The 14574-nt window shown below is 71.1% G+C and carries 13 protein-coding genes, 1 tRNA gene and 1 pseudogene; 10 read left to right on the forward strand and 5 right to left on the reverse strand.

All coding sequences use genetic code 11. The annotated features are described in order from the left end of the window. Nucleotides 1-127, forward strand: a pseudogene (locus tag EAO72_RS43335) (acyl-CoA dehydrogenase); the annotation flags it as partial. Nucleotide 128: 1 nt separating this feature from the next. Here EAO72_RS43335 and EAO72_RS25765 read toward each other — a convergent pair. Next, nucleotides 129-440, reverse strand: a complete 312-nt coding sequence (locus tag EAO72_RS25765) for a hypothetical protein (protein ID WP_148019583.1) — start codon at nucleotides 438-440, stop codon at nucleotides 129-131. 306 nt (nucleotides 441-746) lie between these two features. Between EAO72_RS25765 and EAO72_RS25770 the strand changes: the two genes are divergently transcribed. Then, the gene (locus EAO72_RS25770; RefSeq protein WP_148019584.1) at nucleotides 747-1655 is read left to right on the forward strand and encodes a bifunctional DNA primase/polymerase; all 909 of its coding nucleotides are present in this window, start codon (nucleotides 747-749) and stop codon (nucleotides 1653-1655) included. Between the two features lie 49 nt (nucleotides 1656-1704). Continuing rightward, a complete protein-coding gene (locus tag EAO72_RS25775; RefSeq protein WP_261991638.1) occupies nucleotides 1705-1965 on the forward strand; it encodes a GrpB family protein in 261 nt (86 codons plus the stop codon). 154 nt (nucleotides 1966-2119) lie between these two features. On the opposite strand, the gene EAO72_RS25780 is transcribed toward EAO72_RS25775, so the two are convergent. Further along, a tRNA-Ser gene (locus EAO72_RS25780) sits at nucleotides 2120-2209 on the reverse strand. A 53-nt stretch (nucleotides 2210-2262) separates the two neighbouring features. Next, nucleotides 2263-3834 (reverse strand): S1C family serine protease, encoded by a 1572-nt coding sequence (locus EAO72_RS25785; RefSeq protein WP_148019585.1) that lies wholly within the window; start codon nucleotides 3832-3834, stop codon nucleotides 2263-2265. A 190-nt stretch (nucleotides 3835-4024) separates the two neighbouring features. Here EAO72_RS25785 and EAO72_RS25790 point away from each other — a divergent pair, with 190 nt between their 5' ends. From EAO72_RS25790 to EAO72_RS25800, 3 genes are all read left to right on the forward strand, one after another. Next, nucleotides 4025-4870: a glycerophosphodiester phosphodiesterase family protein gene (locus tag EAO72_RS25790; RefSeq protein ID WP_148019586.1), complete on the forward strand. Its 846-nt coding sequence runs from the start codon at nucleotides 4025-4027 to the stop codon at nucleotides 4868-4870. Nucleotides 4871-4993: 123 nt separating this feature from the next. Then, on the forward strand, nucleotides 4994-5677 hold the full coding sequence (locus tag EAO72_RS25795; RefSeq protein ID WP_148019587.1) for an ATP-binding protein: 684 nt from the start codon (nucleotides 4994-4996) through the stop codon (nucleotides 5675-5677). Between the two features lie 232 nt (nucleotides 5678-5909). Then, complete coding sequence (locus EAO72_RS25800) at nucleotides 5910-6875, forward strand: DUF5926 family protein (RefSeq protein ID WP_148019588.1); 966 nt, start codon at nucleotides 5910-5912, stop codon at nucleotides 6873-6875. A 787-nt stretch (nucleotides 6876-7662) separates the two neighbouring features. Here the strand turns inward: EAO72_RS25800 and EAO72_RS25805 are convergent. After that, nucleotides 7663-8385, reverse strand: coding sequence for a bifunctional DNA primase/polymerase (locus EAO72_RS25805; protein ID WP_148019589.1), 723 nt, complete (start codon nucleotides 8383-8385; stop codon nucleotides 7663-7665). Between the two features lie 480 nt (nucleotides 8386-8865). Between EAO72_RS25805 and EAO72_RS25810 the strand changes: the two genes are divergently transcribed. Together EAO72_RS25810 and EAO72_RS25815 are read left to right on the forward strand one after the other, a co-directional pair. Next, nucleotides 8866-10353: a PP2C family protein-serine/threonine phosphatase gene (locus EAO72_RS25810; protein WP_187285394.1), complete on the forward strand. Its 1488-nt coding sequence runs from the start codon at nucleotides 8866-8868 to the stop codon at nucleotides 10351-10353. A gap of 123 nt (nucleotides 10354-10476) precedes the next feature. Continuing rightward, nucleotides 10477-11940, forward strand: coding sequence for an aminopeptidase P family protein (locus tag EAO72_RS25815; protein WP_148019591.1), 1464 nt, complete (start codon nucleotides 10477-10479; stop codon nucleotides 11938-11940). Between the two features lie 38 nt (nucleotides 11941-11978). On the opposite strand, the gene EAO72_RS25820 is transcribed toward EAO72_RS25815, so the two are convergent. Next, a complete protein-coding gene (locus EAO72_RS25820; protein ID WP_148019592.1) occupies nucleotides 11979-12572 on the reverse strand; it encodes an ATP-binding protein in 594 nt (197 codons plus the stop codon). A 257-nt stretch (nucleotides 12573-12829) separates the two neighbouring features. Between EAO72_RS25820 and EAO72_RS25825 the strand changes: the two genes are divergently transcribed. Then, entirely contained in the window at nucleotides 12830-13633 is an 804-nt protein-coding gene (locus EAO72_RS25825) for a hypothetical protein (RefSeq protein WP_187285212.1), read from the forward strand. Between the two features lie 166 nt (nucleotides 13634-13799). Continuing rightward, complete coding sequence (locus EAO72_RS25830; protein ID WP_148019593.1) at nucleotides 13800-14546, forward strand: YcnI family copper-binding membrane protein; 747 nt, start codon at nucleotides 13800-13802, stop codon at nucleotides 14544-14546. Nucleotides 14547-14574 lie beyond the last annotated feature (28 nt).

The following is a 14574-nucleotide window of genomic DNA, read 5'->3' on the forward strand; positions in this document are numbered from 1 at the left end:
CACCCGGGCCGTCCGTGACGGCGACTCCTGGGTCATCGACGGGCAGAAGATCTTCACCAGCAACGCGCAGAGCGCGGACTGGATATGGCTCGCCTGCCGTACGGACCCTGACGCGCCCAAACACCGGGTCACCAGAGATTGGTGAAGTTCACCGCCAGGTTGTGCGTGGACTGGTCGATGTCGGTGAACGCCGAACCGTTCACCTGGGCGGAGTTGCTCTGGTTCGATGCCCCGGCTCCGGTGGCCTGCTGCTGCGAGGTGGACGAGTTGCCGAAGTTGTCCCCACCGACCCCGCTGCCGCTGATCGTGGCCACCCCCGCGTTCGATCCGTCGTTCGCGAACGAGCCGTTGTCGGCCTGGGCCACGCCACTGAAGAGAACGGCGGCAAGAGGCAGGGCGGCAACAACGGCGAGGGCACGAGCGGTACGGATGCTTGCCATGTCTATTCCTCCAGGAACCGAAAGTAAGGCTGAAACCGGGCCGGTTGGCCGACCGCCCGGCGATGGTCACGACGTCGCGAGATCAAAGCTGCCCAGCACCGCACCGGCGAACCACCCACACGATCCGATTCCCTCGCAAGCATGAGGAAGCGAAGATAAACCCCGAATCACACAAACTCCCAGGTCAGTGCAGCCCATGACGCGAGCCCGCGCCCCACGGGAGAAGAAGCGTTCCGCCACCGGGTCCCGCCCGCCACCTCACCCCCGCCCCTTCCCTTATTCGAACATCCGTACGAACATAGAACCATGGCCACCATCAACCGGCGAACCGCCACCCTGGCCCTGGCCCACGCGCTCTCCGCCGCCGAGCACGGGCTCCCCGTCATCCCGCTGTCCGCCACCAAGCTCCCCGCCCTGCGCTCCCCGCACCGCGACGAGCACCCCTCGTCCGGCTGCCGGGGCGCCTGCGGCCGTCCGGGACACGGAGTCCACGACGCCACCACCGACCCCACCGCGGTCCGCGCCCTCTTCGCCGCCGCCCCCTGGGCCACTGGTTACGGCATCGCCTGCGGACGCGCCCCGCACCACCTCATCGGCATCGATCTCGACATCGACTCCGACGGCCGGACCGACTCTGTGGCGTCCCTGCGACAGCTGGCCCTGCACCACCTGTTCACCCTCCCGCCGACCGTCACAGTGCTCACCCCCAGCGGCGGCCGCCACCTCTGGCTGTCCGGCCCACCCGGCGTGGTCGTACCGAACTCCGCCGGCCGCCTCGCCCCCGGCATCGACATCCGCGGCTCCGGCGGCTACCTCGTCGGCCCCGGCTCGGTCACCGCCCACGGCACCTACCGCCTCGTCCCCGGCACCGGCAGCCTCCCGCCCGCGCCCTGCCCGAGCGCCCTGCTCCACCTGTTGACGCCTCCCGCCCGCGCGCGTCACCACCACGGCCATACCGCCGGATCCCATTCCGGCCACGGCCATCCCGACCAGGGCCGCGGACTGGTCCAGTTCGTCCTGGCCGCGGACGAGGGCCAGCGCAACACCCGGCTCTTCTGGGCGGCCTGCCGCGCCTACGAACACGGCTTCGGCGACGCGCTGGCCGACGCCCTCACCCGGGCAGCCGTCGGCACCGGTCTCCCCGAACACGAGGCCCGGGCCACCATCGCCTCCGCCGCCCGCCTCACCCACACCCGCTGCGAGCCCCCACGATGAGTACCGCCGACCCGCAGAACCGTCCGGACAGGATGTAGCGTCTGGCGCCATGCCGTTTCCCGATGAGTACAGCCCCCTGGTCGGGGCCGACTACCGGCCCCAGTGGCCGGTGGAGTTCGAGTCGCTGGCCGGCACACTGCGCGCTGCGCTGGGCGGCCTCGTGATCGGCATCGATCACGAGGGATCCACCTCGGTACCGGGACTGCCTGCCAAGGACTGCATCGATGTGCAGGTGCGGATGAGGTCGGTCGACGAGCAAGGCCCCTGCCACGGAGGTCCTGATGGCCGCGGCCGAGCGATGGGCTGCTGAGACCGGCTGGGACGAGTGAGTCGGCCGGGGCGGATGATCCGGCCCGTTCATGCCCGTACACGCCGGCCAACACCTGCCGCGGGCGCCCGCAGCACACGCACAGGGCGGGCCTCCGAACCGGAGACCCGCCCTGTGACCTGCTGTTTCTCTGACCTGGCGGTGGGTGTGGGATTTGAACCCACGGTGACATCGCTGCCACGACGGTTTTCAAGACCGTTCCCTTAGGCCGCTCGGGCAACCCACCCCGCGTCAGCAGCCGGTGAGGACCGGTTTCGACGCGGAGGACAGCCTAGCCGGTCAGCTGTCGCCCTTGCGCTCGCCCAGGGTGACTTCCACCGTCGACGTCTTGCCGTCGCGCTTGTACGTCAGCGTCACCTTGTCACCCGGCTTGTGGGTCCAGATCTCACCGATCAGGGTCGGGCCACTGTCGACGACGGTGTCGTTGAACTTCGTGATGACGTCGCCCGCCCGGAGTCCGGCCCGGGCCGCGGGACCGTCCTTCGTGACCGCTTCCGTGCCACCGGCGCCCTGGTCCGAGATGACCGCACCGCCGGTCTTCTCGTCCATCGTCACCGTGGCGCCGATGACCGGGTAGACCGGCTGGCCGGTCTTGATCAGCTGCTGGGCGACGTTCTTCGCCTGGTTGATCGGGATCGCGAAGCCGAGACCGATGGACCCCGCCTGGCTCTGGCCGGTGCTTCCGGCCGACTGGATCGCGGAGTTGATGCCGATGACCGCGCCGCCGGCACTCAGCAGCGGGCCGCCGGAGTTGCCCGGGTTGATCGAGGCGTCGGTCTGCAGCGCGCTCATGTACGAGTTGCTGCCTCCGGATCCGTCACCGGAGGCGACCGGGCGGTTCTTCGCGCTGATGATGCCCGTGGTGACCGTGTTGGACAGACCGAACGGGGCACCGATCGCGATCGTCGAATCGCCGACCGCCACCTGGTCCGAGTTGCCCAGCGGCAGCGGCGTGAGCCCCTGCGGCGGGTTCTTGAGCTTCAGGACGGCCACGTCGTAGCCCTGGGCCCGGCCGACCACCTCGGCGTCGTACTTCTTGCCGTTGGAGAACGTCGCCGTGAGCTGGCCGCTGTCCGCCGCGGAGGCCACCACGTGGTTGTTCGTGAGGATGTGGCCTTCCTTGTCGTACACGAAGCCGGTGCCCGTACCACCCTCGCCGTCACCGCCCTGCGCGTCGATCGTGACCACGCTGGGGAGCGCCTTGGCCGCGACGCCCGCGACCGTGCCCGGGTCCCGCTTGAGGTCCTGGGGGGTGCCCGACGCGGCGACCGTGGTCGAACCGGACGAGCCGGAGCCGTTGTTGCTGTCGGCGGCCCAGAATCCGAGGGCTCCGCCGACTCCACCCGCGACGAGTGCCGCCACGACCACCGCGGCCACCATGCCGCCCGCGCCCCGCTTGCGCGGCGCATCGGGTGCCTGCGGCTGGGCGGGCGCGCCCCACACGGGGCCGCCGCCCTGCGCCCCGTGGGCGTACGACGGGACCGCAGGCGGGGGCGGGGGCCAGCCGGCATCGGCCGCGGACTGCGGTGCGGCCGGGGGCGCGTACTGCGGCGCGGCCGGCGGAACCGGGGCCATGGGTGTGGTCGCCGGGTCCTGGGCGGGAGAGGCCGGCTGGTGCTGTGCGGTCGCCGGGTCCTGGGCGGGAGAGGCCGGCTGGTGCTGTGCGGTCGCCGGGTCCTGGGCAGGGGAGGCCGGCTGGTGCTGTGTGGTCGTCGCGTCCGGGTGCGGCGGGGCGTCGGGCGCGCTCCCGGGGAGCCCCTGGGGAGCGTCGGCCGGCACTGGAGGTGCGGACGGAACGGACGGGGCGGCCTCGGCCGCGTTGCCCTCGTTGCCCTCGTTCTCTGTGCTCACAGCTCTTTACTCCTCGGTTCCACATCATCATTCGGCAAGAGATCCGCTGTGTACGTGTCTGGAGTCAGCTTTTCCCACGGCACGTCAGGCCACTGTAAGCAGGAGCTGTGCATCTGCGCACGGCCCCTTACATCGGACAAAACGGTCACACGTCCTCAGATGTACGCGTCCGTGGTCTCCCGGTGACACCATGGCGCGGGTGACCCAAGCACGGCCGCAGCGCCCCAGCCAGCATCCCATCCAGGTCATCGCACACCGGGGCGCGTCCGACGACGCTCCCGAGCACACCCTGGCCGCGTACCGGAAGGCGATCGAGGACGGGGCCGACGCCCTGGAGTGCGACGTACGGCTCACGGCCGACGGCCATCTCGTATGCGTACACGACCGACGGGTGAACCGCACGTCCAACGGGCGGGGCGCGGTCTCCGCCCTGGAGCTCAACGCACTCGCGGCCCTCGACTTCGGCTCGTGGAAGGACCGCGAGGAGGCGGAGTCCCCGGACTGGGACCCGGTACCCGGCGAGCTCACCTCCGTGCTCACCCTGGAACGGCTCCTCGAGCTCCTCGTCGAGACCAGGGCCTCCGGCCGGCACCTGCAGTTGGCCATCGAGACCAAGCACCCGACGCGCTGGGCGGGCCAGGTCGAGGAACGGCTGCTGCACCTGCTGAAGCGATTCGAGCTCGACGCGCCGCCGACCGACGCCCCGTCGCCGGTCCGCATCATGAGTTTCTCGGCCCGCTCGCTGCACCGCATCCAGGACGCCGCACCCCAGCTGCCCACCGTCTACCTGATGCAGTTCGTCTCGCCTCGGCTGCGTGACGGACGGCTGCCGGCCGGGGCCCGGATCGCCGGGCCGGGGATGCGGATCGTACGCAGCCACCCGGGCTACATCGACCGCCTGCACCGCGCCGGTCATCGGGCGCACGTCTGGACGGTCAACGAACCGGAGGACGTCGAGCTCTGCATCCGGCTCGGGGTCGAGGCGATCATCACGAACCGTCCGAAGCAGGTTCTGGCCCAGCTGGGGCGCGCGTAGCGAGAGCGTCGTCCGGGGGCGCCGGCGGGGAGCGCCGGCCGGGGGAACAACCGGGGAGGCACCCCCGCACTGTCGGTCACAGGGAGTACACCGGCGCATTCGCCCCGTACCCGATCGTTACGAGTGCGTCACTCGCGGGCCATTGGCCGGTTTCCGGTCCAGCCCAGGGGGGCATCCACTCCGTGGCGTGGGGCAAAGGAGGTCTCGGGGGTGGCGTTGGTGGTGGCACAGGAAGTGCCCACGTCGTCGAGCATGGCCGTACCCCATGGCCCTGCGGGCGTGGGTCAGGCACGGCACCGGATGCGTGAGCAGTTGCGCAACCACGGGGTGTCGGATTCGGTCGTCGACGATGCTGTATTGATTCTTTCCGAACTGCTCAGCAACGCCTGCCGGCACGGCAGGCCACTGGGCCGGCACACCGATGTGGGGGACGGCGATGTGCGCGCCGCGTGGCGCGTCGACAGAACGGGCGGGCTGACCGTCGAGGTGACGGACGGAGGCGGCCCGACGCGGCCGGTTCCGGCCACTCCTTCGGTGACCGCTCGCGGCGGTCGCGGGCTCAACATCATCAGTGCGCTCGCCGAGGAGTGGGGCGTGCGGGACGACTCGTCCGGCGAGGTCACGGTCTGGGTGCTGGTCAACGAGGGCCACGGCCCTGCCGACGAAGGGCCTGCCGCACGGGGCAACGCGAAAAGCAACGGACGGAGCCCCGGCACGACAGGCCCCTCGGGCCGCGGCTCGGGGGTGAACGGTGCCGCGGGTCTCGACGGGCTGGACTTCGCCGGCGCGTTCGACGACGTGGGCTGAACCGGGGCGGCGCACCGCGGTGGTGGCACGGGAGCACGGAAGGCCGGGGGCCCGGAAACCGGCAGGCCGGGGAACCGGAACCCGGCAGCCGGGAGAGCGGAAAGCCGGGAGCGGCAACCCGGGAGAGCCGTCGCCGGCGAGCCTGCTGCCGGGTCGGCGGTGCCCCGTACGGCGCACGGACGGCTAGGCTCGCGGCCCAGACCGCACTGTCGCAATCGGGAGAAAGCCCACCATGGCGAAGAAGCGCCCTCAGACCAAGGCCGGGAAGCAGCAGCTTGACGACGGCGAGATCCCGGTGGTCGGGGCTCGCGAGCCCTGCCCGTGCGGTTCGGGCCGCCGTTACAAGGCCTGTCACGGCCGCGCAGCCGCCCAGGCCGTGGCCGAACTCGTCCAGCGCCCCTTCGAGGGCCTGGCCGGCGAATGCGACTGGGTCGCGCTGCGCGAGCTGGTGCCCGCGGCCACGGTCGAACTGACCCTGAAGGGCGGACTGCCCGAGGGCGTGCCGTCGGTGACGCTCGCGACCGTCCTCCCCATGGCGTGGCCCGCACTGCGGCGCGACGACGGTTCGGTCCTGCTCGCCCTGCAGAACGACACCTCTTCCGGCGACCTGAGCCGCGACCTCGCCGACACGCTCCAGCGGGCGCTGGAGGCCGAGCCCGGCTCGCCCGTCGCCGCCCGGCGCGTACCGGCCGAAGGGCCCCGGCTCCAGGACCTCCTGGACGCCGACGCCCCGTTCGCACCCGTCGTCCACTCGGGCTTCGAGTTCTGGGTGCCCGACGCGGAGAACGCCACGGCGGAGGTGTCCGCGTCTCTGGAGCGCGCCAACGACGCGGCGCTCCCGACCGTCCTGCTTTCCGGGGTGGACGCCGCCTACTGGTGCGAGACGCCGGAGAAGAACCACCTGCGCTGGGTCATGCCGCACCCCGAGGAGCGGCTCCTGGACGCGCTCGCCCGGCTGCACGCCGCCGGCACCTCCTCGCTCGGCGAGGGCACCCGGCTGGTCGGCTCCTTCCGCGCGCACGGCCTGATGGTCCCGGTCTGGGACCTGCCGAGCTCGATGGGTGCCGAGGACTGCGAGAAACCCGCCGTCGCGTTCGCGGAGCGGCTCGCGACGGCGCTCGCTTCGGATGCGCCGCTCACCGCCGAGGAGCGTCGGGCACGTGGCGGGCTCACCAACCGCCAAGTGACCCTCAGCTGACAGTGACCATCGCCCGGACCGTACGGTGACGCCCGTCACAACTCACCGTACTCACAGGTAAATCGCTGTCCGAATACGCGAGATCGAATTTGCGAACGGCAGATCTCTTGTTACCGTTCTAGAAGCCCGGTCGCTGGTGCATCCCCCGTCGCCAGCGATCGGGCATCCTCATGCCCGGGCCCAGCGCACTCCGGCGCACCACTCGGCGCGCGAACCGCGCACAGGCCCTGCACAGACACCGGTCGCGCCCCCGGCTTCCTCGACCGCCCCGCACCTTGCCTCGGCCGCTCTTCGACGGCCCGGAGGTGTCTTCCACGTGGCCCGGCGTCAACCCACCGCCGTGGACGCCTTGTTGGATCCCCGTCGACAGCGGGTCCGCAGGATCACCGGACCGCTAGGAATCGGACAGAAGTCACCTGCTGCTCCCCTTTCCGTTTTCTCCGCGAAACAGCCCCGAAGAGATCTTCGAAGAGGGATCGAACGGTTTTCGGAAAGCGCATCAGAAAGCAGACCACCGGCGGACTTTGCACCGGCAGACTTTGCATGACCGAAACAGCCCGCACGGAATGACCGAAACGGGCCCTGCCGATCACCTCACCCGGAAGTGATAGGCCAGTGATCCGACAGCGCTCGGTAATGACGTCGGGCGGAGAAGCGGACCGAGAGGCCGGTGGTGAAGCGGGCAGAGAAGCGGGTGGAGAAGCGGACAGAGAAGCGAGCGGAGAGGCCGCTGAAGAAGCGGGCGGCGAGGCGCACGAACAAGCACCGCCACCCGCCACCCCGCAGCTCAGTACGCGAGCCGGCTTCCCCCGTCCGGAGCGCTGTTGCTCGCCTCGACCAGCGCGTCCAGCAGCGCCCCCACGTCCGGCAGCCACGGCGACGCCACCGCCCGGACCGGCGCCCCGCCACCGGAGCCCGGCCGGGACACCCGCTCCGGGGCCCGCTCCCAGCGCACCTGCCCCGTGCCGATCCCCGACGGCGGAAGGACGAGATAGCCGCCCTCGCCGTGGAACCGCAGCGAACTGGGCACCCAGTCCTGCGCGTGCAGCAGTTCACCGAGCCGTTCGAGCGTGTACGGAGCGACCAACAGGGACCACCGGGTCGGCGTCGCCACCACGGGGCCCAGCCGCATGCCCATCCGGTCGAGTTCCGCCAGCGCCCGGGCACCGGCCACCGCCGGCAGGCTCAGTGCACACGGCGCACGCCCGCCGGTGGCCAGCAGGAGCGGCGCGGTGGGCCGGTTCGTCCACCACCAGCGCACCATCCGGGCATCGGTGGTCGCGGCGAGCAGTCCGGGGTCGAAGGGGTGCGCGCCGGGAACGGCGCACTCGGGGTCGGGGCAGGCGCAGCCGCGACCGCGCTCGCCACGGCCGTCGGCCGCCTGGAGGCCCACCCCCGGGAGCACGGGCCACTGCCATGCGGTGGCACAGGTCAGGGCCGCGTCGAGCCGGGCGGTCCCGGCCCTGCGTCCGAGCCGGAGCCTGCGTCGCCTTCCGAGGATCTCGCGCATGAGCGCTCGTTCCTTTCCGTTGAACGCCGAGAGTCCACATCACACCACGCGCGCGTCACAACACGTGTGCGGATCTTCACTGTGTGTACATGCCCGTCGAGCCTGCGGTACGGGTTGGTCGTCGGTACCGAGCCTGAGCTGTGCTGAGCCGAATCGAGCCGGTTCCAGTCGAGAATGTCGCGAGGTGCAGGGCGCGTATCGCGCCTGCCGTCCGTCGTACGACCCCGCCACTCGGGGGTGGGGGGTGGCCGTCACAGGTGAGGACGTCCGGGCCCGCTGCCAGGTTCCGGAGGCGGTCGGAACCACCTCTGGCCATCTACCGATTTACGTACCCAGCATGCCCGGAATGACGCTCCCCCGGCACTTCACCCGGGGGCAACCCCCGGTCGAGCAACCTCAGTCGACCGCAAATGACAGCCGCAGGGTGCATTTTTTGGCCAAGTTACTCACCCCTCGGACACCACAAATCCCGTGGGGACAATGCTGGACATCGCCTTACTTGTGCGTGTACATGTGGATGCACTGATAGCGGCGCAGAATGACATGGGGGTTTGCGATGCTATTCGACGAAACAAACCAGTCGGAAAGCCGGCGACCATGAGCGCCCCACACCTGCCGAAAGTGGCTGGAATCGATCCCACAGTTCCGGTTTCGGCGCACACTGCCGGGCCGCTCTCCGAGATGCCCGCCGCGCCCGGCGCCTTCATCCAGGACCGTCTGGCGGGCTGGGTCTCCGACCTCACCACGCTGCACGAGCTCACCGAACGGCTGGCCAGAACCAACACCCTCGACGACGCCCTGCACGAGCTGCTCGATGCCGGGGCCGCACTGGTCGGCGCCCGTCGCGGACTGATCGCCTTCGAACCGTCCGACCGCCGCGGCCCCGTCACCACCATCGGTCTCGGGCTGGCCCACGCGGAGCTCGGCCAGATCGAGACGGTTCCGCGCAGTGCCACCTCCTACGGGCGCATCCTGGAAGGTCTGCCGAACGCAGACGGCCCGCTGACCACCCCCGATCTGCTCGGCGACACCAGCCTGGACCCCCGCAGGCGCGAGGTCGCCGCCCGCCTGGGCTACGCCGCCAGTTACGCACTGCCGATCACCACCGAGCGGACCGGACGGCTCGCCGCCGCAGTCTGGCTCTACGACGAACCCGCCGAGCCGCTCGAACGTCAGCGCCACCTCGTCGGCCTCTACGCCGGGTACGCCGCCGAACACCTGGCCCGGCTGCTGGAACTGGAACGGGCCAGGACCGACGTCGCCACCATCGCCGAGGAGCTCCTGCCCAGCCGGCTGCCACGCGTCCCCGGCGTACAGCTGGCCGTACGCCATCACGCCGCGCCGCAGAGCGGCAGCGACTGGTACGACGCGCTGGCGCTGCCGGAAGGAGCGCTCGGCCTCTCGGTGGGCTCGGTCGGCGGCTCCGGACCCGGCGCCCTGGCCGCCATGGGCCGGCTGCGCGCCGGCCTGCGGGCGTACGCGGTGATGGAGGGCGAGGACCCGGTCGCCGTACTCTCCGATCTCGAACTCCTGATGCGGCTGACCGAACCGGCCCGTTCCGCGACCGCGCTCTTCGCCTACTGCGAGCCCGCCCGCCGCAAGATCCTGCTGGCCGGTGCCGGGCACACCCCGCCGCTGATCGTCGGCGACCGGCGCACCGAGTTCGTCGAGACGACCCTCTCCGCCCCCCTGGGCATGCTCGCGTGCTGGGAGGCGCCGAGCGTGGAGATCGTCCCGGCTCCCGGCGAGACGGTCCTGCTGTACACCGACGGTCTGCTGCGCCGCGCCGGTGACTCGACGGACCGGGCGTTCGCGCGGCTCCACTCCGCCGCGGCGAGCGTCCCGAAGGCGCTGCGCCACGACGCCGGATCGGTCGCCGACCATGTGGTGCGCACGGTCCTGCCCGACGGGATCGACCGGGGCGACGACACCGAGGACGTGGTCCTGCTCGCGGCACGTTTCGACTGAGCCGGCCGCGCGCCCGCCCGTAGCGGCGGGCCACCCTGTGTAAGAGGTCTTCCGGCCCTGGGCCCCCTTCCGTACGCCCGTACGATGGAGGGGGTCCAGTGTCGTATCAAGGAGAGACAAGTCGTGTCTGAGGAGCTCACCCCGGAGAACCCGGAGACCGAAGAGGCAGAGCCGGTCAAGCAGCGGAAGAACGGCCTGTACCCGGGCGTCTCCGACGAGCTCGCCGCGAACATGAAGTCCGGTTGGGCCGACACCGAGCTGCACGGTCTGGAGCCGATCGCCCAGGCCGCGCACACCGCCGACCGCCGCGCCGCGCTCTCGGCACGCTTCCCGGGCGAGCGGCTGGTCATTCCGGCTGGCCGGCTGAAGACCCGGTCCAATGACACCGAGTACGCCTTCCGCGCCTCCACCGAGTACGCGTACCTCACCGGCGACCAGACCCAGGACGGCGTCCTCGTCCTGGAGCCGACGGACGACGGCCACGAGGCGACCGTCTACCTGCTGCCGCGCTCCGACCGGGAGAACGGCGAGTTCTGGCTCGACGGCCAGGGCGAGCTGTGGGTCGGCCGCCGTCACTCCCTGACCGAGGCCGAGAAGCTGCTCGGCATTCCGGCGAAGGACGTCCGCGAACTGCCCGCCGCGCTGGCCGAGGCCACCGGCCCGGTCCGTAACGTCCGTGGTCACGACGCCGGCATCGAGGCCGCGCTCACCGACAAGGTCACCGCGGAGCGCGACGAGGAACTGCGCGTCTTCGTCTCCGAGGCACGCCTGGTCAAGGACGCCTTCGAGATCGCGGAGCTGCAGAAGGCCTGCGACATCACCGCGCGCGGCTTCGAGGACGTCGTGAAGGTCCTCGACAAGGCTGAGGCGACGAGCGAGCGCTACATCGAAGGAACGTTCTTCCTCCGTGCCCGCATCGAGGGCAACGACATCGGCTACGGCTCGATCTGCGCCGCCGGCCCGCACGCCACCACCCTGCACTGGGTGCGCAACGACGGCGCGGTGCGCTCGGGCGAACTGCTGCTGCTCGACGCCGGCGTGGAGACCAACGACCTCTACACCGCCGACGTGACCCGCACGCTTCCCATCAACGGCACGTTCACGCCGCTGCAGCGGAAGATCTACGACGCGGTGTACGAGGCGCAGGAGGCCGGCATCGCCGCGGTGAAGCCCGGCGCGGGCTTCCGCGACTTCCACGACGCCGCGCAGCGCGTGCTCACCGAGAAGCTCGTGGAGTGGGGTCTGCTCGGCGACCGGACCGTGGACGAGGTCCTGGAGCTGGGGCTGCAGCGCCGCTGGACCCTGCACGGCACCGGTCACATGCTCGGCATGGACGTCCACGACTGCGCCGCCGCGCGGACCGAGTCGTACGTCGACGGGACGCTGGAGCCCGGAGTCTGCCTCACCGTGGAGCCCGGTCTCTACTTCCAGGCCGACGACCTGACCGTGCCCGAGGAGTACCGCGGCATCGGCGTCCGGATCGAGGACGACATCCTCGTCACCGAGGACGGCAACCGGAACCTCTCGGACAAGCTGCCGCGGCAGGCCGACGAGGTCGAGGCGTGGATGGCCCGGCTCAAGGGCTGACCGCCCGCCCCGCTACCGCGCGCCGGAGGGCGCCCTGCTCAGGAGACCATGAGCAGGGCGCCCTCCCGCCATTTCAGGACCTTGTCGAAGCTCACCACCGCCCCGCCGCGCCCCGGCCGGTTGCCGAAGTGGACGTGATCGGCGAGCTGCTCGATGAGGCACAGCCCCCGCCCGTCCTCGGCGGTGAGCGGCGGGTGCTCGGCGTACTGCGGCGGGTACTGCTGCTTGGATGCGTACGGCTGCTGTGCGTCGTGCTGCTGTGCGTCGTGCTGCTCTGCCTCGTGCTGCTGTGCGGCGGTGCGAAGTGCGCGCCTCGCGGGGAACCCCGGTCCGGAATCGGCGACTTCGATACGGCATTTCTCGCCGTCCAGATACGCGGTGACCCGGTACTGCCCAGAGGCAGTACCGGACGGCTCCTCCCAGGCTTCCCAGGTCTCCGCTCCCTCGCCCCGGTCTGTCTGTGACCCGCCGTGCTCGACGGCGTTGGCACAGGCCTCGCTCAGGGCGAGCGACAGGTCGAAGGAGATGTCCGGGTCCACGCCCGCTGATTCCATCGTGCCGAGCAGGAACCGTCGGGCGAGCGGAACGCTCGCAGCTTCGCGCCGCAAATGGAGTGACCACCAGATGCTCATGCTCCAGCCTCCTGGCTGCGGCTCGACATACCGATACGTATTGCCGCCCGAGACCGTTCGTAAGCACGGGCGGGGTGTGAGACCGCTCATTCGGCGGATACCCGTATTCGCCACACCTGTGCATCCCCGGCCCATAGAACCGTTCTGCCCCGTCAGTAACCGGTCCGAACGGCCCGGCTCCCGTGTATTCGGGCGGAAGACGACCTTCCGGACCTGCCGTACGGGGACGGGGGGTGCAGTGGGATGATGTCTCGGCCATGACTACGTCTGTGGGACGCGCCGGAGCCGGTATGCGGCTGCTGAGGGCCGCGGTGTTCGCCGCGGTCTGTGTCGCGTTGTCCGCAGCCGGGCACGCGCTGGCCGCCTGCGCGACGGTCCCCTGGTGGACGCTGCTCGCCGGATTCCTCGGGATCCTCGCGGTGACGGCCCCGCTCGCCGGACGCGAACGCTCGCTGCCGTCCATCGCCGGCGCCCTGGCCGGCGGACAGCTCGTCCTGCACACCCTCTTCGGCGTGGGTACGCACACCGCCTCGCCCCGGGTACCGGCCGGCGAGGACGCGCTGATCCGGTTCGCGGCGAACCTCGTCTGCGGTGCCGGGCCCGACCGGCTGAACGCCGCCGACGCCCACCGCATCGTCACCACCGCGGGCATCGATCCGGCGTCGGTGACCGGACAGGCCCATCAGCACCTGGCGGCCACCCCTTCCACGGGTACGGCCGGCCTCGCCGGCATGCTGCCGGACCTTCCCATGGTGCTCGGCCACCTGCTGGCCGCGCTGGCCGCCGGCTGGCTGCTGCGACGCGGCGAGGTCGCCCTGTTCCGCCTCGCCCGGCTGTCGGTCCACGGCGCCCAGCAGGTGGCGGCCGGGGCGCGGCTGCGGGCGTTGCGCGCCGCGCTCGTCCTCGTGGCCGCGCTGCGCGCGGGGCTTCCCGGCGGGCCGACGACCGGGCCGCGTATCTCCCGTACCGCCGTGGACGCACCGGCCCCGGCCACCGGGGATCCCTTGCAGCACATGGTGATCAGGCGCGGGCCGCCCTCCGTATTCACCCTCGCAGCCTGACGCGACGCCCTCCACGCGATGCCCGCGCGACCCTGCCACGCACCCCCGCGGTGCCGGTACGGGTTCTCGTACGCACGCCGTTCGTGAGGAAGAGGTGTCGCGACCCCGTCGCGCACCCGCGCGCCGGAGCACCCTTCCTTCGTGCATCTGTGGAGTGATCCCTGCCATGAACGTTTCCCGCATCGCCCTCGCCGGCGGCGTCGCCGCGTCCACCGTGCTGATCCTCGCCGGTACGGCCTCGGCCCACGTCAGCGTCCAGCCGCAGGGCGAGGCCGCCAAGGGCGGTTACGCCGTCATCAACTTCAAGGTCCCCAACGAGCGCGACGACGCCTCGACGACCAAGCTCGAAGTCAACTTCCCCACCGACCACCCGCTGGCGTCCGTCATGCCGCAGCCCGTGCCCGGCTGGGACATCAAGGTGACCACCAGCAAGCTGGCCAAGCCGCTGGACATGCACGGCAAGAAGATCAACGAGGCCGTCTCCAAGGTCACCTGGACCGCGGACGGCGGCAAGATCGAGCCCGGCCGCTTCCAGCAGTTCCCGCTCTCGGTCGGCCAGCTCCCGGAGGACGCCGACCAGCTGGTGTTCAAGGCGATCCAGACGTACGACAACAAGGAGGTCGTGCGCTGGATCGAGGAGCAGAAGGACGGCGCGGAGGAGCCCGAGAGCCCCGCTCCGGTCCTCAAGCTGACCGCGGCCGCCGAGGACGCGCACGGCGCCACCGCCGCCTCCGGCTCGGACTCCGCCGACAAGAACGCCACCACGGACGACCACGCGAAGGACGAGCAGACGACGGCTTCGGCGTCCTCCTCCAGTGACACCACGGCCCGTGTGCTCGGCATCGTGGGCATCGTCATCGGCGTCGCGGGCGTCGCCTTCGGCGTCCTGGCCGGCCGTCGCCGTACGGCCTGAGCACCCATGTACCCGTCCCACGCACCCG

The sequence above is a fragment of the Streptomyces sp. OR43 genome, assembly GCF_008042275.1.
Lineage (GTDB): Bacteria > Actinomycetota > Actinomycetes > Streptomycetales > Streptomycetaceae > Streptomyces.